This is a genomic window from Kocuria sp. UBA1838, assembly GCF_002338785.1.
In the GTDB taxonomy this organism is placed as follows: domain Bacteria; phylum Actinomycetota; class Actinomycetes; order Actinomycetales; family Micrococcaceae; genus Kocuria; species Kocuria marina.
Genome location: NZ_DDIY01000017.1, coordinates 349,276 through 367,684 on the forward strand (window position 1 = coordinate 349,276; position 18,409 = coordinate 367,684).

15 protein-coding genes and 1 pseudogene are annotated in these 18,409 nt (G+C 69.6%); 7 read left to right on the top strand and 9 right to left on the bottom strand.

The window, feature by feature from the left end; all coding sequences use genetic code 11:
• The coding region (ccsA, locus tag B3I25_RS10705; protein WP_286738979.1) for a cytochrome c biogenesis protein CcsA at positions 1-353 on the top strand (353 nt) is incomplete at its 5' end.
• 103 nt (positions 354-456) lie between these two features.
• Here the strand turns inward: ccsA and B3I25_RS10710 are convergent.
• Positions 457-1,038: a PLDc N-terminal domain-containing protein gene (locus tag B3I25_RS10710; protein WP_286738981.1), complete on the bottom strand. Its 582-nt coding sequence runs from the start codon at positions 1,036-1,038 to the stop codon at positions 457-459.
• Positions 1,039-1,280: 242 nt separating this feature from the next.
• Between B3I25_RS10710 and B3I25_RS10715 the strand changes: the two genes are divergently transcribed.
• Positions 1,281-1,559, top strand: coding sequence for a DUF4229 domain-containing protein (locus tag B3I25_RS10715; RefSeq protein WP_035965117.1), 279 nt, complete (start codon positions 1,281-1,283; stop codon positions 1,557-1,559).
• 93 nt (positions 1,560-1,652) lie between these two features.
• On the opposite strand, the gene B3I25_RS10720 is transcribed toward B3I25_RS10715, so the two are convergent.
• The 5 genes from B3I25_RS10720 to B3I25_RS10740 all read right to left on the bottom strand — a co-directional run bounded on the left by B3I25_RS10720 (position 1,653) and on the right by B3I25_RS10740 (position 5,823).
• Positions 1,653-2,537 carry a 1,4-dihydroxy-2-naphthoate polyprenyltransferase gene (locus B3I25_RS10720; RefSeq protein WP_035965116.1) on the bottom strand — a complete coding sequence of 295 codons (885 nt, stop codon included), beginning with the start codon at positions 2,535-2,537 and terminating at the stop codon, positions 1,653-1,655.
• A 228-nt stretch (positions 2,538-2,765) separates the two neighbouring features.
• Positions 2,766-3,278 (bottom strand): 2'-5' RNA ligase family protein, encoded by a 513-nt coding sequence (locus B3I25_RS10725; protein WP_286738982.1) that lies wholly within the window; start codon positions 3,276-3,278, stop codon positions 2,766-2,768.
• Between the two features lie 95 nt (positions 3,279-3,373).
• On the bottom strand, positions 3,374-4,594 hold the full coding sequence (locus tag B3I25_RS10730; protein WP_193518967.1) for an AMP-binding protein: 1,221 nt from the start codon (positions 4,592-4,594) through the stop codon (positions 3,374-3,376).
• Between the two features lie 10 nt (positions 4,595-4,604).
• Positions 4,605-5,555, bottom strand: a complete 951-nt coding sequence (locus B3I25_RS10735) for a 1,4-dihydroxy-2-naphthoyl-CoA synthase (RefSeq protein ID WP_286738983.1) — start codon at positions 5,553-5,555, stop codon at positions 4,605-4,607.
• A 10-nt stretch (positions 5,556-5,565) separates the two neighbouring features.
• Complete coding sequence (locus B3I25_RS10740) at positions 5,566-5,823, bottom strand: hypothetical protein (RefSeq protein ID WP_286738984.1); 258 nt, start codon at positions 5,821-5,823, stop codon at positions 5,566-5,568.
• 68 nt (positions 5,824-5,891) lie between these two features.
• Here B3I25_RS10740 and hrpB point away from each other — a divergent pair, with 68 nt between their 5' ends.
• From hrpB to B3I25_RS10755, 3 genes are all read left to right on the top strand, one after another.
• Complete coding sequence (hrpB, locus tag B3I25_RS10745) at positions 5,892-8,558, top strand: ATP-dependent helicase HrpB (RefSeq protein WP_286738985.1); 2,667 nt, start codon at positions 5,892-5,894, stop codon at positions 8,556-8,558.
• Positions 8,559-8,965: 407 nt separating this feature from the next.
• Positions 8,966-9,904: an HpcH/HpaI aldolase/citrate lyase family protein gene (locus B3I25_RS10750; protein WP_098054863.1), complete on the top strand. Its 939-nt coding sequence runs from the start codon at positions 8,966-8,968 to the stop codon at positions 9,902-9,904.
• Positions 9,905-10,223: 319 nt separating this feature from the next.
• The gene (locus B3I25_RS10755) at positions 10,224-11,192 is read left to right on the top strand and encodes an L-lactate dehydrogenase (RefSeq protein ID WP_098054861.1); all 969 of its coding nucleotides are present in this window, start codon (positions 10,224-10,226) and stop codon (positions 11,190-11,192) included.
• A gap of 104 nt (positions 11,193-11,296) precedes the next feature.
• Here the strand turns inward: B3I25_RS10755 and putP are convergent, their stop codons facing one another.
• The gene (gene putP, locus B3I25_RS10760; protein WP_286738986.1) at positions 11,297-12,835 is read right to left on the bottom strand and encodes a sodium/proline symporter PutP; all 1,539 of its coding nucleotides are present in this window, start codon (positions 12,833-12,835) and stop codon (positions 11,297-11,299) included.
• 112 nt (positions 12,836-12,947) lie between these two features.
• Positions 12,948-13,877: a tRNA glutamyl-Q(34) synthetase GluQRS gene (gluQRS, locus tag B3I25_RS10765; protein ID WP_064846667.1), complete on the bottom strand. Its 930-nt coding sequence runs from the start codon at positions 13,875-13,877 to the stop codon at positions 12,948-12,950.
• A gap of 130 nt (positions 13,878-14,007) precedes the next feature.
• On the opposite strand from gluQRS, the gene B3I25_RS10770 reads away from it, so the two are divergent.
• On the top strand, positions 14,008-14,823 hold the full coding sequence (locus B3I25_RS10770) for an MBL fold metallo-hydrolase (RefSeq protein ID WP_286738987.1): 816 nt from the start codon (positions 14,008-14,010) through the stop codon (positions 14,821-14,823).
• A 43-nt stretch (positions 14,824-14,866) separates the two neighbouring features.
• Here B3I25_RS10770 and B3I25_RS10775 read toward each other — a convergent pair whose 3' ends face one another.
• Positions 14,867-16,072 (bottom strand): phosphatase PAP2 family protein, encoded by a 1,206-nt coding sequence (locus tag B3I25_RS10775; RefSeq protein ID WP_286738989.1) that lies wholly within the window; start codon positions 16,070-16,072, stop codon positions 14,867-14,869.
• 439 nt (positions 16,073-16,511) lie between these two features.
• On the opposite strand from B3I25_RS10775, the pseudogene B3I25_RS10780 reads away from it, so the two are divergent.
• Positions 16,512-18,396 (top strand): annotated as a pseudogene (locus tag B3I25_RS10780) (FAD-dependent monooxygenase).
• The last annotated feature ends 13 nt before the right edge of the window (positions 18,397-18,409 follow it).

Sequence of the window (18,409 nt, forward strand, 5' to 3'; positions counted from 1 at the left end):
CCGGCGAGGACGCCCGTCTGGGCTTCCTGCGGGCCGTGCCCACGTCCGTGACCCTCGAGAACTTCTCCTTCCGGCTCAACTCCGTGGGATTCGTGTTCTGGACCTTCACCCTGGCCGCCGGTGCCATCTGGGCGGATCAGGCCTGGGGTCGGTTCTGGGGTTGGGACACCAAGGAGGTCTGGACCTTCGTGGTGTGGACCGTCTACGCCGCCTACATGCACGCGCGCGTGACCCGCGGCTGGAACGGCAATCGTTCCGCGTGGCTGTCGATCGCGGGCTACCTGTGCGTGGTGTTCAACTTCACGGTGGTCAACACGCTGTTCCCGGGCCTGCACTCGTACTCGGGCCTGTGAGTCCTCCGCGGGCATGAGCCCGTGACATGAGTTCGCGAAACAGGTGAGCCCCGTCCCTCATGGGGCGGGGCTCACGTCATGTTCAGTGGGTATCTCGGGCTCGTTACCGGGGAGTGGAACCACCGGGACGCGAGTCGTCGCCGCGCGGATCGTCGGGGTCCAGGCCGTCCGCGTCGGGATCGTCCCGGGGAGCGTCTGAGTCTTCCGAGTGGGAGCCGCTGCGGGGGGCGACGTCGTCCGGGTCGTCCGCGCGGACATCACCCGCCGGGTGGTCGGGGGAGGAAGCAGCGAGGCGCGGGTCGGAGGGATCCAACACCGGTTCCTCGGCGTCGGGGCGTTCGCCCGGGGCGCGACCGGTGCGCTTGAGTTCGTTCTCCCATTCCTGGAGCTTGCGAGCGCGTTCCTGTTGCTTGCGCCGCTCCTCAAGGTTGCGCAGGAACTGGGGGTCGTCGTCCGGGCCGCGGCCGCGCTGGGGTTCGCGGGCGGCGTCGTCCTTGCGGGGGCGGCCGAAGAAGAGCCACAGCACCGCCCCGACCACCGGCAACAGCAGGATCACCAACAGCCAACCCCACTTGGGAATGGCCCGCACAGCGTACTTGTCCGACTGCGCGCACTCGATGAGCGCGTAAATGATGACGCCCACAGCGAGGGCGCCTGCTCCGATGATCAGGATCGCTCTGCCCATGCGGATCATCCTAGGGGAGTGGACTGGGCAGTTTCTCTTCGGGTCAGCGCGGCGGGTGGGGGAGCGCGTCCCGTCCGGATCGGGCCCGGGCAGGAAGGCGCCCTGACCAGGGCCGGGGCCTTGAGCGGGGAGGGCGTCCGAGGCAGATGCCCCGCACGGGCAACGTCCTGTCCAGATCGGGGCTTTTCGCAGGCAACCACGGTGCCCGGGAAGCACCCAGGGCGGGCCCGTAGAATGGTTGGGTGAACTTCGTGAAGTATTCCCTGCTGCGCCTGGGCATCCTGGTGGTGCTCTTCCTGCTGTGCATGTACCTGGGGCTGGGGTTGGTCTTCTCCGGGATCGCGGCCGTGGTGGCGGCCTTCGCGATCTGCTACATCTTCTTCCCCAAGCTGCATTACGCCGCGGGCCAGGACTTCCACCGATGGATCTCACGCACCCCCAAGCCCACCAACCGGGTGGCCCTGGAGGACCAGGAGATCGAGGACTCCTACACGGACCGCGAGGCTCGCAAGGACGTCTGAGCGTCCGCCCGCGGGGTTCTGGCCCGGGGAACTTCAGCGGTCGCGATGGCGCACACCCGGAGCGCGACGCCATGATTCAAGCGGCGGGGAGTGTCAGCCCAGGTACTGGTGCACCAGCACTGCGATCGCGTAGAGCACGGTCACTCCCAGGTTGATGAAACCGCACTGCTTGAGCACGGGGATCAGCTCGCGCCGGTCGGTGGTCCTGAGCACGGTCACGGCCGCGCCGATGGCCAGTGGCGTCACGGCATAAATCAGGAGCACCCACGGGTTGTGGGGCACGAGCAGCAACGGCAGGACCATCCCCACGAACAGCTCCGTGGTGAACGTGAGCCGGGCCTTCGGATCGCCCAGACGCACGGCCAAGGTCTTCTTGCCCACGGCGCGGTCCCCGGGGATGTCCCGGACATTGTTGGCCATGAGCAGCGCGCACGCGAACAGCCCGGTGGAGATCGCCAGGACCCACGACTCCAGGTTGAGCCGCCCGGCCTGGGTGATCGTGGTACCCAGGGTGGCCACGAGACCGAAGAAGATGAACACGAAGAGATCGCCGAGTCCCATGTACCCGTAGGGCTTCTTGCCACCCGTGTAGCCCCATGCCGCGAGGATCGCCAGGACACCCACCGCGGCGAGCCACCACTGCTGGGAGACCACCACGAGCGCGATGCCTGCGAGCGCAGCCAGCCCGAAGCACACGAACGCCGCGGTCTTGACCTCGCGGGGGGATGCCGCACCGGAGCCGGTCAGACGCAACGGGCCCACGCGATCGTCGTCCGTCCCGCGCACGCCGTCCGAGTAGTCGTTGGCGTAGTTCACCCCGATCTGCAGGAACAGCGCGACCAGCAGCGCGAGGACCGCGGGGCCCAACCGTGCGGCAGCCATCCACTGGGCGGCGGCGGTGCCGGCGATCACGGGGGCCGCGGCCATGGGAAGCGTACGCAGACGTGCTCCCTCGACCCACTGAGCTGGTGTGGCCACGGTGCAACCTTTCGAGAACGGGGACGGGTTCGTGTCATTGTTTCACGCGCTGTGCACGTGCACACGTTCCGGGGACACGATGAGCCCAGGCGGTCTCAGCGGCCCGGCCGTGGAGGCGGTCGCGGATTCCGGTCGGGCGCTGGGGCGCCTGAGTGCGTCAGACATGCGCGGTCTCGCCGAGCCCAAGGGATGACGACGGCGCGAACGCGGTAAGCCGCCCGGTCCGGTTCAGCCCGCCACCATGGCGGTGACGCGCTGGTCGGGATCCCACCGTCGCAGGCCCGTGATCTCGACCGCGCGCGGTGCGGGCACGTCTGCGAGTACTTCCAAGGCCTTACCCACCTGAGACGCGGTGAGTCGCTTACCCAGGGTCAGGTGCGGAACCCACGGGCGGGCCGGGGGTCGGGACTCCGCCGCGATCCGTTCCAGCTCGCGGACGGCCTCCGTGACCCCGGGTGGCACAATCACCGACTCCGCGAGCACGAAGGGCCCGTGCCCCACAACGAGCAACCCAGGGATATCCACGGAACACGGCAACAATGCGGGGAACACCTCCCGTGCTCGGGCCAGGACGTGTTCGGGCATCGAGGGCGCGGACAGTGCGGTGATGTGCGGGGCGTTGGACGCACCGCAATGCGTGGCGAGGCTCGGTAGACCGGCCCCGTGCAGTGCCGCCCACCGCGAGCGGATCAGATCATCTGAGGCGGGGGAGAGCACCAGGTCGAGGGAGTGCGCGGGCATGATGTCACCTCGTCCCGTCCGTGGGTTCGTCACGCAGGACCGCCCGGCCTGTCGCGGTCGGCAGCCACACCCCGGCCCCGTGGAACGCCGGCGCGCTATACACCGGGGCTCGCGAACAACGCTTCGGCGGAACGGCGGTCGGGTTTCCCCGTGGCCAGCATGGGCAGTTGCGCCACGTGACGCCACAGCTTGGGCACCGCGGGGGCTCCGAGCCCGTCCCGGATCGCCGAGGACAGTTCACGCTCCACGGCATTGAGGTCCGAGCCCTCCCGCAGCGCGATCAACGCCGCGACCGCCTGCCCCCACTCCGGGTGCGGCACCGCGAGCACGAGTGCCTGGCGGACCCGCTCATCACGCTGCAGTTCGGCCGCGACCAGTCCCGCGGAGACCTTCACACCGCCGGTGTTGATGACGTCGTCCGTGCGGCCCAGCACCCTGAGCGTCCCGTCCTCCCGCAGCACACCGAGGTCGTCCGTGCGGTACCAGCGCACGCCGCCGATCACACGGAAATGGTCCGCGGTCTGGGCGGGATCGTCCAGGTAGCCGTCGGCCACGGCCGCCCCGCCCAGCCAGATCCGGCCCTCCCGGCGCTCGTTCGGGTCGGGTACGGCGCTGGATGGTGCACCGTCGGGGACGATCCCGGCGGTGATGGCGTCGAGCGCGGCGTCGTCGTACACGCAGCCCCCGCACGTCTCCGACATCCCGTATGTGCGCACCACGTGCACGCCCTCGTCCGCGGCGCGCGCGGCGAGGTCGGGGTACAGCGCGGAGCCGCCCACGAGGACGGCATCGAAGCGGGCGAGGGCGGCGACGGCGCGCGGGTCGGGTGCGCCGTCGCGCGGGTCCAGAATGCGCTGCAGCTGCGTAGGCACCACCGAGACGTAGCGCACCGGATGGGTGAGCCGCTGCGCGGCGTCCGCGAACGCGGCGGGGGTGAAATGCTCGGTGGGCATCGCGACCGGGCGCGTGCCCGCAAGCACCGAGCGCGCCAGCACCTGGATGCCCGCGACGTAGTGCGCCGGTAGGCACAGCAACCATTGACCGGGGCCTGTCGTGGCACGCTCGGTGGCGCGACCGGAGGCCGTGAGAGCTTGCGTGCTCAGCACGGTCTTCTTGGGGCGCCCGGTGGAGCCGGACGTCGCCACGACCACCGCAGGGCCCGGTCGGGACAGGGCTGCGGTCAGGCGCGGTACGAGCTCGAGTGGGTCCCCGGGGACGGGCCCGTCCAGGGTGACGACGTCGCTCGGCAGCGCCCGCGCCTCGGGTGCCGGCACGGGCTCACCCGGCAGCGCGGGATCATTCGGATAATCCGACATGCCGTGATGTTCAGAAGTAGTAGGGGAACGCGGACCAGTCGGGGTCGCGCTTCTGGAGGAAGGCGTCCCGGCCCTCGACGGCCTCGTCGGTCATGTAGCCCATGCGGGTGGCCTCGCCCGCGAAGACCTGCTGGCCCACCATGCCGTCGTCCGGGAGATTGAACGCGTACTTGAGCATCCGCACGGCCTGCGGGGACTGAGCGGTGATCTTGCGGGCCCACTCGACGCTCGTCGTCTCGAGGTCCGCGTGCGGGACCACCCGGTTGACCGCGCCCATCCGGTGCATGTCCTCGGCGGAATATTCATCCGCGAGGAAGAAGATCTCTCGTGCGAACTTCTGGCCCACCTGGCGGGCCAGCAAGGCGGAACCGTAGCCAGCGTCGAATGAACCCACGGTCGCGTCCGTCTGCTTGAACTTGCCGTACTCGCTCGACGCGATGGTGAGGTCGCACACCACGTGCAGCGAGTGGCCGCCGCCAGCGGCCCAACCGGAGACCGCGGCGATCACGACTTTGGGCATCGTGCGGATCAGGCGCTGGACCTCCAGGATATGCAGGCGTCCGGCGCGGGCCGGGTCGATGGAGTCCGCGGTCTCACCCTCGGCGTAGTGGTAGCCGTCCCGGCCGCGGATGCGCTGATCGCCGCCCGAGCAGAACGCCCACCCGCCGTCCTTGGCGGAGGGGCCGTTGCCCGTGAGGATCACGGCGCCAACGTCCGAGGACATCCGGGCGTGATCCAGGCTGCGGTACAGCTCGTCCACGGTCCCGGGACGGAATGCGTTGCGCACCTCGGGCCGGTCGAACGCGATCCGCACCCACGGCAGATCCCTGACCACGTCCCCGTCCCGTTCCACCCCGCGGTGGTAGGTGATGTCCTGCAGGTCCTCGAAGCCCTGCACCGGACGCCACTGCTGCGGGTCGAAGATCTCGGATACCTGCTCGGGAAGCTGCGCGTTGGTCATGGGTACCACTCTAGGCAGGTGGCCGGAGCGCCGTCCCACTCGGCGTCGGGTCCGTTGACGTCGCTGTGCCCGCCGACGCTACTCGGTCGTGGCCGTTCGAGCGGCCCGCCACCGCGACCGCGCACGCGCCGAAGACCACGGCCACGAACGTCAAGGTGAGGAACGTGAAGGTGAGCATTCCCGCCACCGCTGTCACCACCAACAGGATGACACCGGCGACGATCGCGCCGATGCCCAGTGCGCGGCCCAGTTTCGCGGTCGAGTCCATGCCCACCTCTCCATCGGGGTCTGCCCACCCTAACAATCGCGTCCGAGGGCTCGGTCATACTGGAACCCATGAGTGCCGCCCCGTTCGACGTCCGCCGGATCGGCCGGGGCCTGCCGTTCGCGGAGTCCGTGCCGGCTCTGCAGGAGGCGCTGCGCGGGGGCGTGGCCGTGGTGCAGGCCCCGCCGGGAACCGGTAAAACCACCCTGGTGCCCCCGATGGTGTCCAACGCGGTCCGGGAAAACCTCGTAGGGGCGTCCGGTGCGGATGCTGATCCCGCCGCCCACCGCGTCGTCGTCGTCCAGCCCCGCCGGGTGGCCGCTCGGGCCGCCGCGCGCCGGCTGGCCGCGCTCACGGTGACGGAGCCGGGCGGCGTCATCGGCTGGAGCGTGCGGGGCGAGCGCAGGACGTCGAAGGCCACTCGGGTGGAGTTCGTGACCCCCGGCATCCTGCTGCGCCGACTGCTGCAGAACCCGGAACTGGCCGGGACCGCGGCCGTGGTGCTGGACGAGGTGCACGAGCGGGGCGTGGAGTCGGACCTGCTCGTGGGGATGCTCGCGGAGCTGCGGCAGCTGCGGGAGGACCTCGTGCTCGTGGCCATGTCCGCCACGGTGGAGGCGAAACGGTTTGCGGCCCTGCTGGGAGGGGACGCGCCCGCTCCGGTGGTGGACTGCCCGTCCGCGCTGCATCCGCTCACAGTGGAGTGGGCGCCGGGCCCGCAGCGCCTCGACGAACGGGGTGTCACCCCCGCGTTCCTGGCTCATGTGGCCCGCACCGCCGCGGCGGCTCATGCCCGCGCCGTGGCCACCGACCCGACCGTGGACGCCCTCGTGTTTCTCCCCGGCGCGCGGGAGGTCTCCCGTGTGGCGGCCCAGCTGCGGGGCCTCACCGACGCCGAGGTCTTGGAACTGCACGGTCAGCTCAGCCCGCGCGAGCAGGACCGCGCCGTCGCGGGCCGCGCGCCGGGGGAGCGCCCGCGCATCGTGGTCACCACGTCCCTCGCAGAGTCCTCGCTCACCGTCAACGGCGTGCGCCTCGTGATGGACTCTGGTCTGGCCCGCCAGCCCCGCCGGGACGCCGGGCGCGGGATCTCCGGGCTCGTCACGGTCTCGGCGTCCAAGGCGTCGGCCGAGCAGCGCGCCGGCCGCGCCGCTCGCCAGGGCCCGGGCACGGTGGTGCGCTGCTACGACGACGCCGCCTGGGGCGCCATGCCCGCCCACTCCGTTCCCGAGGTGCGCACGGCGGACCTCACCGCCGCGTGCCTCGCGCTCGCCGTGTGGGGCTCACCGGGAGGTGAGGGGATGGCCCTGCCGGACCCGCTGCCGCCCCGTGCCCGCTCGGACGCCGAAGCCGAGCTGACGCGCCTCGGCGCGGTAGCCGAGGACGGCCGCGCCACCGGCCTCGGACGCCTGCTGGTCTCCCTGCCGGTGGAACCCCGCTGGGGTCGCGCCCTGTTGGACGGAGCGGACCTCGTGGGTGCTAGAACGGCGGCGGAGGTCATCGCCGCCGTCTCCGACGGCGTTCGCGTGCCCGCCGCGGACGTCCCCGCGCTGGTGCGCGGGCTGCGCTCCTCCCGTGGTGACGAGTCCGCTCGGTGGCGCCGCGAGGCGCAGCGGTTGGAACGTATGGCGGCGCACCCCGCGCTGGCGGGCGACGGTGCGGCGGAGGGAGCCGAGGAGAACACGGACGCGCCGCCCCGCGGGCCGGAATCGGACGTGCCCGACGACGTCCGGGAGGGTGTCGTCGTGGCCCTGGCGCGGCCCGAGTGGATTGCCCGGCGGATGGACGCCTACGGGGACCAATGGCTGCTCGCCTCCGGAACACGCGCGGGGCTGGAGACCGGGAGCCCGCTGCGTCACCACGAGTGGTTGGCCGTCGCCGAACTGACGCGCGCCGCGGGCAGGGTTGCCGCGGGCACCGGCGCGGTGATCCGTGCGGCGGCACCCCTGGACCTGGCGCACGCGCAGCTCGCCGCCGGTCCGCTTGCCCGCACTGAGACGCGCGCGAGCTTCTCGAACGGTCGCGTGAGCACCCGCGAGGTGCGTGCGGTGGGCGCGATCGAGCTCTCCGCCACGCCCGTCCGCGCGGATCCGGACACGGCCGTGCCCGCCATCCGCGCCGCGCTCGCCGCCGAGGGCCTGGACCTACTGCCGTGGGACGACGCTTCCCGCGGGCTGCGCGCCCGGCTCGCGCTGCTGCGTCGTCACCTGGGGGAGCCGTGGCCCGCGGTCGACGACGCCGCTCTGGTCGAGCGCGTGACCGAATGGCTCGCCCCCGAACTGCGGGACGTGGCGCGTGGCGGGTCGCTGCGGTCGATCCGCGTGGTCGATGCGCTGCGCAGGCTGCTGCCCTGGCCGGAGGCGGCGCGCTTGGACGAGCTGGTCCCCCAGCGGCTCATGGTTCCCAGCGGGAACACCGCCCGGATCGACTACCCGGCGGTCTTCTCGGAGGACGAACCCGCCCGTCCGGCGGTGGTCGCGGTGAAACTGCAGGAGTGCTTCGGGTGGGCGCAGACGCCGCGCGTCGTGGCCGGGCGTGTGCCCGTGCAGTTCCACCTGCTCTCCCCGGGGCGGAGCACGCTCGCGATCACCGATGACCTCGCGTCCTTCTGGTCGGGGCCCTACGCCCAGGTCCGGGCCGAGATGCGTGGCCGTTACCCCAAGCACCCCTGGCCCGAGGACCCGTGGAACGCGGTGGCCACAGCCAAGACCTCCCGCGCGCTGCGGCGGGACGGCTGAGCGGGGCCCGTGCGCGGGCGGACAGCGCGGGCCCGGTGTGCGAACGCGGCCGGGGCGGTGGGGTCTGGACGGCCGTGGACACCCCGTTTGAGATCGGGTGTGAGCTGGGTTACGGTGGGGTCACCGTTTACGCCCGAGCGCATCACCGTGCGCCGCGGCCCGCGCATTCGAGGGATGTCGAGGCCGCCGGGCACCACGACTGGCGGACAACCTGCACCAACCGCCCCATCGTTCAGGTTGGTCCGTGCGTTCGGCTGACCTGCGCCACCCCGATTTCCCGCTCACCCGGATCGGTACACCTGCCCGACGCCCACGCGTTGGGGCAGTCGTGATACGTCGGGCCCCGGGCGGCACCCGGGACTCGCGGGGGCGCGTCCGTTCACAGACACAGATCGCGAAGTGACATCATGACCACCACCATTCCGGACACCACCACCATGACCATCGACCCCGCCGAGACCCCCGCCGTGGGGCCGGAGCTGGCCCGTTCGTGGCTGCTTGTCAACGGCTCCCACAGGTCCCGTTTCGACCAGGCCGCGCAGAGTGCCGCGGACGCCGTCGTCCTGGACGTGGAGGACTCCGTGGCCCCGGCGGACAAGGCCCAGGCTCGCGAGAACGTCCTGGAATGGCTCGGTGCGCGCACCGAGGACGGCGAACAGAACCGTGCGTGGGTGCGCATCAACGGCTTCGGCACCGCGTGGTGGGAGGAAGATCTCCGCGCACTGCGGGACGTCCCCGGGCTGGACGGCGTGATGCTGGCCATGACCGAGTCCCCGGAACACGTGACCCGCACCGCGGAGCTGTTGCGCGGGACCCGAATCGTGGCGCTCGTGGAGACCGCGCGCGGCGTGCAGAACCTCCAGGCCATCGCCACGGCCCGGTCCACGTACCGCTTGGCGTTCGGGATCGGCGACTACCGCCGTGACACCGGCTTCGGCGAGAACCCCATGGCGCTGGCGTACACGCGCTCGCAGTTCACCATCGCCTCCCGCGCCGCGAACCTCCCGGGTCCCATCGACGGCCCGGCGGTGGGCGCGCTGGGTGCCAAGCTCGCGGAGGCCACCGGTGTGACCACGGAGTTCGGGATGACCGGCAAGCTGTGCCTCATGCCGGAACAGACCGCCACCGTCAACGAGGGGCTGTCCCCGTCCCTGAGCGAGCTGTCCTGGGCCACCGAGTTCCTGGGGGAGTTCGAGGCCGAGGGCGGTCAGATCCGCAACGGTTCCGACCTGCCCCGACTGGCCCGGGCCCGCAAGGTGTTGGGGCTGGCGTCGGCATTCGGGATGCGCTTGCCGGAGGGCTACGACATGCACTTCGAGGCCCCCACCGACACCTACCACTGCTGACCTGGGCAGGGCGTGTGGCCCGGACCCGGGAGCGCCTTCAAACGTGGCCGTGGCTTGGGAGTGTCTGGAAAGTCGGCCGTGGCCTCCGCGTTGAAGCACACTCGAAGAGCGCAGCCCACGACGGCGCGGGACACCCCCGCCCCGACGTGGGCTGCTCATTGCCAGGCATCGCCGTCGCGGCCGAAAATGGGGTGGGGACCGCGCGGTGCCCACCGCGCGGGACGCCACCGAACGGCGTCGCCGTCCCCGTCAGCTGATCCGGGTTCGCGGGTCCCCCGCGGGCGCGGTCGGACCGAGCGCGTCGAATGGAGAATGAGCCGTGAGCCCGTCAAACGAAACTACCGTGCGCCGCACCAAGATCGGGATCGTGGGGGCAGGATCCGTGGGGACATCCCTGGCCTACGCCGCGATGATCCGGGGCACGGCCACGGACATCGCCCTTTACGACCTGCAGACCGCCAAGGTGGAGGCCGAGGCACTTGACCTCTCCCACGGCCAGATGTTCGCCCCGGGCGTCCGTGTGGAGGGCTCGGACGACGTCGCCGTGCTCAAGGACGCGGACATCGTCTTCGTGACCGCCGGCGCCAAGCAGCGCCCCGGGCAGACCCGCCTGGATTTGGCCGGTGCGAACACCGCGATCCTCAAGTCGCTCATGCCGCAACTGGTGGAGCAGGCGCCGCAGGCGGTCTTCGTGCTGGTGACCAACCCGTGCGACGTGCTCACCGTGGTGGCCCAGCAGATCACCGGGCTTCCCCACCAGCGGATCATGAGCTCCGGCACCGTGCTGGACACCTCCCGGCTGCGCTGGTTGATCGGCAGCGAGGCGCAGGTGAACACCAGCAGCGTGCACGCCTACATCATCGGTGAGCACGGGGACAGCGAGTTCCCCGTGTGGTCCTCCGCGAGCATCGGTCAGGTGCCGCTCAGCGAGTGGGAGGTGGACGGGCGCCGGCCCTTCACCACCGAGCGCCTGGACGAGCTCAAGGACCAGGTGGTCAACGCCGCCTACCGCGTGATCGAGGGCAAGGGCGCCACCAACTACGCGATCGGCCTGGCCGGGGTGCGTATCGCGGAGGCCGTGCTCAAGGACCAGCAGTCGGTGCTGTCCGTGTCCACCGTGCTGGAGGACTACTACGGCGTGAGCGGCGTGGCCCTGTCCGTGCCATCCGTGGTGGGGGGCGCCGGTGTGGGCCAGCAGCTGCGCATTCCCATGGGCGAGCCCGAGAAGCAGCAGCTGCGCGCGTCAGCGGGGACCATGCGGTCCTCGCTGCACGACCTCGGCTTCTGAGCCCGCGTGCCCCGGCGGAACGGGTTTCGCAGGAATGAACGACGCCCTCGCACCGTGCGGTGCGAGGGCGTCGTCCGTCTGCGCCGCGGCGCAGGCCGTGGAACTCAGACGGTCCCGGGGGTGGTGCCACCGGCGGCCGCCTTGGCCGCGGCGGCGGGATCGGCTTGCTCGGGGTGGTGGACCAGGCGGAGAGTCTCGTCGAACTCGCGCTGGATCTCGGGGTTCTCCCGGTGGGTGGCCAGCGAGACGATGATGCCCACCAGACCACCCAGGATGAAGCCCGGGATGATCTCGTAGAGGTCACTCCACGGGGTGTACTGCCACAGGAACACGGTCGCGGCACCCACGACCATGGCGCTGATGGCGCCCGCGTTGGTGAGCTTGCGCCAGAACAGGCTCATGAGCACCACGGGGCCGAAGGCGGCACCGAAGCCGGCCCACGCGAAGCCCACGAGGTCCAGGATGGTGGAGTTCTGTTCCCACGCGAGAGCGGCCGCCACGAGGGCCACGAGCAGCACGCCACCGCGGCCCAGCCACACCTGCGCCCTGGGGGACGGGGTGCGCTTGGCGGCCAGGTTGTAGAGGTCCTCCACCAGCGCGGAGGAGGAGACGATCAGCTGCGAGGAGATCGTGGACATCACGGCCGCCAGAACGGCGGCGAGCACGAGGCCCGCGATCAGCGGGTGGAAGAGCACCTGGGACATGTCCAGGAAGATGGCCTCCGGGTCCGTGGGCTCCTGGCCCGGGCGGTTGCCGTAGTAGGCCATGCCCACCAGGGCGGTGCCGATGGCACCCAGCACCGTGAGGATCATCCAGCCGATTCCGATCCGGCGCCCGGACTTGGCGTCCGCGGGGGTGCGCAGCGCCATGAAGCGCACGATGATGTGGGGCTGGCCGAAGTAACCCAGGCCCCACGCGAGCGAGGAAATGATGCCCACCGCAGTGCCGCCCGCGAACAGGGACAGCGCGTCGGGGTTCACGTTCTCGATCCGGGTGGCCATCTCACCGGGCCCGCCCACCAGGAAGATGCCCACGATCGGCACGAGCAGCAGCGCGCCCAGCATCAGCAGACCCTGGAACAGGTCCGTGTAGGACGCCCCCAGGAAGCCTCCGAAGAATGTGTAGAGCACGGTCACCCCGGCCACCAGGAGCATGCCCGTGAGGTAGCTGGTGCCGAACGAGGACTGGAAGAACACACCGCCGGCCACCATGCCGGAGGAGACGTAGAACGTGAAGAACACCAGAATGATCACACCCGAGATCACGCGCAGCACGCGGGTGTTGCCCTTGAGGCGGTTGTCCAGGAAGGACGGGATGGTGATGGAGTTGTGGGAGACCTCGGTGTACGCGCGCAGCCGCGGTGCCACGATCTTCCAGTTCACCCACGCACCGATGGTCAGCCCGATCGCGAGCCACGCCTCCACGAGACCCGAGAGGTACACGGCACCGGGCAGACCCATGAGCAGCCATCCGGACATGTCCGACGCGCCGGCCGACAGTGCAGCCACGCCGGGCTTGAGGTTGCGCCCGCCCAGCATGTAGTCGTCGAGGTTCTTGGTCTTGCTGTTGGCCCACAGGCCAATACAGATCATGGCGATGAAATACGCCAGGATCGCCAGGAGTTGGTACGCCTGATCGGACATACTCGTGCCTTCCGGTACGGGATCGTTGGACTGCGTCCACTGTATAGGGGAGGTGACGCAGATCCCATGTGAGCCGTGTGAGGCAGTTCACAACTCTACCGCTCCGGAGGCCCTACGGACGCGTCACCGGCCACGGTGTGAAGGTCGCGGGTTCGCGCCGCCACGAGCTCGGGTCCCAGCGGTCCAGCACGTCCGCGGCGGTGCGCACGGGGTGGACGATCCCCAGAGAGCCGGCGAGCCACGCGAGCACGTCCTGCGCCGTGTACCCGATGTCCTCGAGCTCCCCGAGCGTGACGGCGCCGTCCCGCTTGGCGAGCCGCGCCCCGGCGGGACCGAGCACCAGCGGCACGTGGGCGTACTCGGGAACCCGGTGCCCCAGCAGCCCCGCGAGATACGCCTGTCGCGGAGCGGACGGCAACAGGTCGTCCCCGCGCACCACCTGGTCCACACCCTGTTCGGCGTCGTCCACGACCACGGCCAGGTTGTACGCCGGCGTCCCGTCGTTGCGCACGAGCACCATGTCGTCCACGGCTCCCGTGTACTCGCCCACGAAGTGGTCGTGCACCGTGAACTCCCGCGTCTGCGCCCTCAGCCGGATGGCGGGGGGTCGCTGGGTACGACGTCGCGCGCGCTCGGCCGCACTCAGGTTCCGGCACGTGCCGGGGTACGCGCCCGGGATGCCGTGGGGAGCGGAGGCCGCCGCGTGGATCTCCTTGCGCGTGCAGAAGCACTCGTACGTGAGGCCCGCCTCGGTGAGATCCTGTACGCGGTCCAGGAATCGGGGAATGCGTTCGGACTGGTGGTCCACGGGGCCGTCCCAGTCGAGGCCGATCGCCCGCAGATCCGCCACGTTGCGCTGTGCGGCCCCCTTCTTGACCCGGTCCAGGTCCTCCACGCGCAACAGGAAGCGGCGCCCCGTGGCCCGCGCGAATCCCCACGCGGCCAGGGCCGTGCGCAGGTTTCCCAGGTGCAGGTCCCCCGACGGCGACGGCGCGAAGCGGCCCGCCGGGGTCACGGGGGTGTCGGGGTTGGTCGAAAACACGCGGCACACAGTAGCACCGCCCCGCCGCGGGTTCCCGTCGCGCGGGGCGGCCGGAGCGGCGTCGTGCCACATGCCCCGGTGGCTTGCGGCGATACGTAGAGGGTGCGGGGTTGCCGATAGAGTGAGCCCCATGGCACGCACCCAGGAGTTGCGCCCCGGCGTCTATGTGATCGGCACCGAGAACTGGAGATTGAACTCCGGTCTGGTGCTGGGCACTCAGCGCGCCCTGGTGATCGACACGGGTGCGGGGCCTCGCCAGGGCCGGGAGATCCTGACCGCGGTGCGTGAGCTCACGGAGCTACCGCTCACCGTGGTGAACACGCACGCGCACTACGACCACTACATGGGTAACGCGGTGTTCACGCGCGCCGGGGCCACCGAGTTCTGGGCGCACAAGGCGTGCGCGGCCGCGATGGCGGAGGTCGGCGAGTACCAGCGCAGTTTCGTGAGCACGCAGGAACCCGAGATGGGTGAGGGCCAGGGCATGGACACCCAGCTCGTTATGCCCACCAACACTCTTCCGGGGGACGGTCGCAGGCCTTCCCTGACCCGGATCGACCTGGGGGAACGCCCCGTCACCCTGTTCTTCCTGGGCCCCGGTCATACGGACAACGACGTGTGCGTGGGCGTGGACGACGTCGTCTTCTGCGGTGATCTCGTGGAGGAGGGGGCGGACCCCAACTTCGAGGACGCCTACCCCCAGCGCTGGGTGGAGTCCTTGCGCGCGCTCGCGACTCTGGAACGCTACCGGGTGTTCGTGCCGGGCCACGGCTCGCCCGTGACCGGCAACTTCGTGTCCCAGCAGGCGGACACCATGGAGCTGGCCATCCGGCGCGCTCGGGACGCGGGCCTCTCCGGTGAGGGCCCGTCCACCGCCTCGATGTACCGCTTGCCGTACCAGGCCGGCGTGGCCAGGGTTTTCCTGGACCGATTGGCGGCGATCTAGCCGGTCGTCACTCCCGGACGTTCGATAGCAGTTGCGTTCGTAGTCACCGGGTCGTGTCGCGCAGTCGCCGCGCCACGAGCGACCACCCCAGGGCCCCGGCTGCCGCGATGCCCACGTACCCCGCCGTGAGCGTGACCCGCCCGGCGAGCGTGCCCGCCACGGTCGGGGAGGGCCACCAGATTGCTGCCGCGAGCAATGCCGCGGCCACCACGGTCAGGGTGATCGCGGTGCCCAACCGGGGTCGCGCGGGGAATCGCGGGCGGTACACGGGCGCTCCGTAGGGGGCGGGCTGCGACCACGTCGGCTGGGGCTGCTGGTGCCCGTACTGCGCGGGCGGGTACCCCTGCTGAGCCTGCGGGTACGATGCCGCCCGCTCCTGCTCACCACGCTGCTGTTCCGCGAACTGCCGCTCGGCGCGCTCGTGGGCCGGCGGAAGATAGGCACTCTCGCCCCGGTCCTCGCTCCATTCGATGTCCTGGCGTCTACGCGAACGGTTCTTCCGGAACTGCCGGTAGAACTGGAGCGATGCCGCTCCGGGGCGGGCGTCGGTACGGGAGAGAGCGGCGTCGACGGCGCGTGCCACGAGGGTTGCCACGACGCCCCACCCGCCCACGATGAGCAGCGCGGCCGCGGCGTCCGTGGGACGGTGCCAACCGTTGAGGATGGTGAGCATGCCAATGACCGCCGCTATCAGGGCTCCCCAGCGCCCCGCCCTGGCCCGCAGGTGGGGAGGCGCCACGAGCAGCACGGCCATGAGCGCGGAGGCCGCCGCGGTCGTGTGACCGGACGGGAACGAGTTGGACGCGATCTGCTGGATCCCCAAATCGGGTTTGTCGAGCACCCCGTGCTTGAGGAACTGGGTGGTCACGTTCGCAGCGAACGCCGCCCCCGCGGCACATACGGCGGCCGTCCAACGGCGGTAGCGCACGGCCCACACGAGCGCGAGGACGCCGGCGGCCACCGCCCCGAGCTCCGGGACGTACTGCGCGAGGACGAGGGCCGCGCCGGGGAGGTAGACATTGCGGTCGGCCTTGGCCTGGGCCAGGGCGACCTCGTCGAGTGCCTGACCCGTGACCGTGTGCAGACTGCCGTACGCGATGAGCATGACCAGACCCCACAGCACCGCGAGCGCCAGGAAGGCACCGACCACGGTCCGGGTGGTCACCGAGCGGGCGGAGGTCCCGGCCGGTGGGCCGGCGAACTGCGGATAGGAGGCCTCGGGGCCGCGGGGGGAGGGGGCGTGGGACACGGAAGACTTACCTCACCGATAGAAGGACAGGTGGGCCCACCCGGGTGTGGCGGGCCCGTCCCCATGGTGACACGTTCCGCCCGGACGGTGCTGTGAGTTCCGGGGTGGACCGCCCGGGCCGAGAGCACCACCAGGGTGGTCCTCAGCGAGCGAACGAGTTCTGGGGCGACATTCGGACCTAGCGTGCTCATTGGGGCGAGTTCCGACGGCGAGATCTGCCAGATATCAAAAGCGTTCGGTAACTAATCAATATGGATTTCGTCCGAATGGTCGAATTGCGTATTCCTACCCTTACGACAACGCCAGTTTCATGCTAGCCGATCCAGTTTTTGAGGCGGATGTTGTCTGTAGCGGCTGAACTGCTTGTGAGTTACCGAGTGAGATCCATATCGTGTGAGGCAAAACACGGAATGTCATTCCATTCCTCCAAGGAGATATTATGCAGTTTCATGTAGATGGCTATCAAACCGGTGATCCCATGACTATGCCCGCTCAGGGCTCGGGGGTGGATCGTCCCGCCGAGTTGCCCGACACCATGGACGTGCTGATCGTGGGGTGCGGTCCCGCCGGGTCGATCACCGCAGCACAGCTGTCCCGGTTCCCAGAGGTCAACACCAGGTTGATCGAACGCCGGGGACACCGATTGCCGTTGGCCAATGCGGATGGCGTGCACTCCCGGACCATGGAGACGTTCCAGGCGTTCGGCTTCGCCCACGAGATCTACGAGGAAGCGCACACCATCACGGACATGGCGTTCTGGAAGCCTGATCCCCAGGACCCGGAACGTATCATCCGCGAGATGAGCACCCGCGAATTGCCGGAAGAATTCAGCGAATGGCCCATGATGCTGATCACCCAGGTGCGCATCATCGATCATTTCAATCGGTTCATGGAGAACGCGCCCACTCGGATGGAACCGGATTACGGCTACGAATTTGTGGACATGGAAGTCGCCCCCGAGGAAGAGAACCGCGAATACCCGATCACGGTGACCCTGCGCCGCACGGCCGGACCCGACGAGGGCCAAGAGCTTCAGGTGCGTACCAAGTATGTGGTGGGGGGGGGGGGACGGCGCTCGGAGCAATGTGCGCAAGTCTCTAGGGTATCGACTGCATGGCAAGCAGGCCAACCATGCGTGGGGCGTGATGGACATCTACGCGGACACCAACTTCCCGGACGTTCGCAAGAAGTGCACCATCAAGTCCTCGACCGGTCGCACCATCCTGCTCATCCCGCGCGAGGGCGGGTTCCTCTTCCGGCTCTACGTGGATCTGGGTGAAGTGGCGGAGGGTGATCGCTCCGTGCGTGAGACTCCACTCGAGGACGTGATCGCCACTGCGCAGCAGATCATGAGCCCGTACAAGCTGGATGTGAAGAACGTGGTGTGGCACTCGATCTACGAGGTGGGTCACCGCGTTTCCGACCATTTCGATGACCGCGCCTCGGAGAAGACCTCCAGCCAGGACCCCCGCGTGTTCATCACCGGGGATGCGTGCCACACGCACTCGGCCAAGGCGGGGCAGGGTATGAACGTGTCCATGCAGGACGGGTTCAACCTGGGGTGGAAACTGGGCCACGTGCTCTCCGGAAACAGCCCCGTGGAACTGCTGCGCACCTACGCGGAGGAGCGCAAGGACATCGCCCATCGTCTGATCGAGTTCGACAAGGCATGGTCCACCCTCATGGCGCAGCCGAGTGACCAGTTCGAGAACCCCAACGAGCTGGAGGATTTCTACACGAAGAACGCCGAGTTCAACGCGGGCTACCTCACCGAGTACGAGCCATCGATGATCACGGCGGACACCAAGCACCAGGAACTCGCTGAGGGATACCCGCTCGGTAGGCGTTTCAAGTCCGCCATGGCGGGCCGTGTGTGCGATCTGGTGCCCATGCACATCGGGCACGATCACTTCGCGGACGGTCGGTGGCGTGTCTACGTTTTCGCTGACGACGCAGCTCCGGGAGTTTCCCAGACCCTCCAGGATTGGGCCCACTGGGCTGAAGGATCGCTGTCTCCCGATCTGTTCGACACCAAGTTGATCCACCGCCAGCGGCACACCGAATTCGATGTATCCGACGTGCCGGAGGCGTTCAAGCCCAAAACCGGCACGTTCCGACTGACGGACATGGAGAAGGTGTTTGGCACATTGGAGGGACACGACATCTTCGAGGAGCGCGGTATCAGCGCGGACGGTGCGGTGGTAGTGGTCCGCCCCGACCAGTACGTGGCTGGCATCTTCCCGCTGGGGGATACGGCGGAGATCGAGGAGTTCCTCTCAGGCGTATTTCCTTCGGTGCGCTCCGCGGCAACGGTCACCGTCTGAGTCCCAGCCGCAC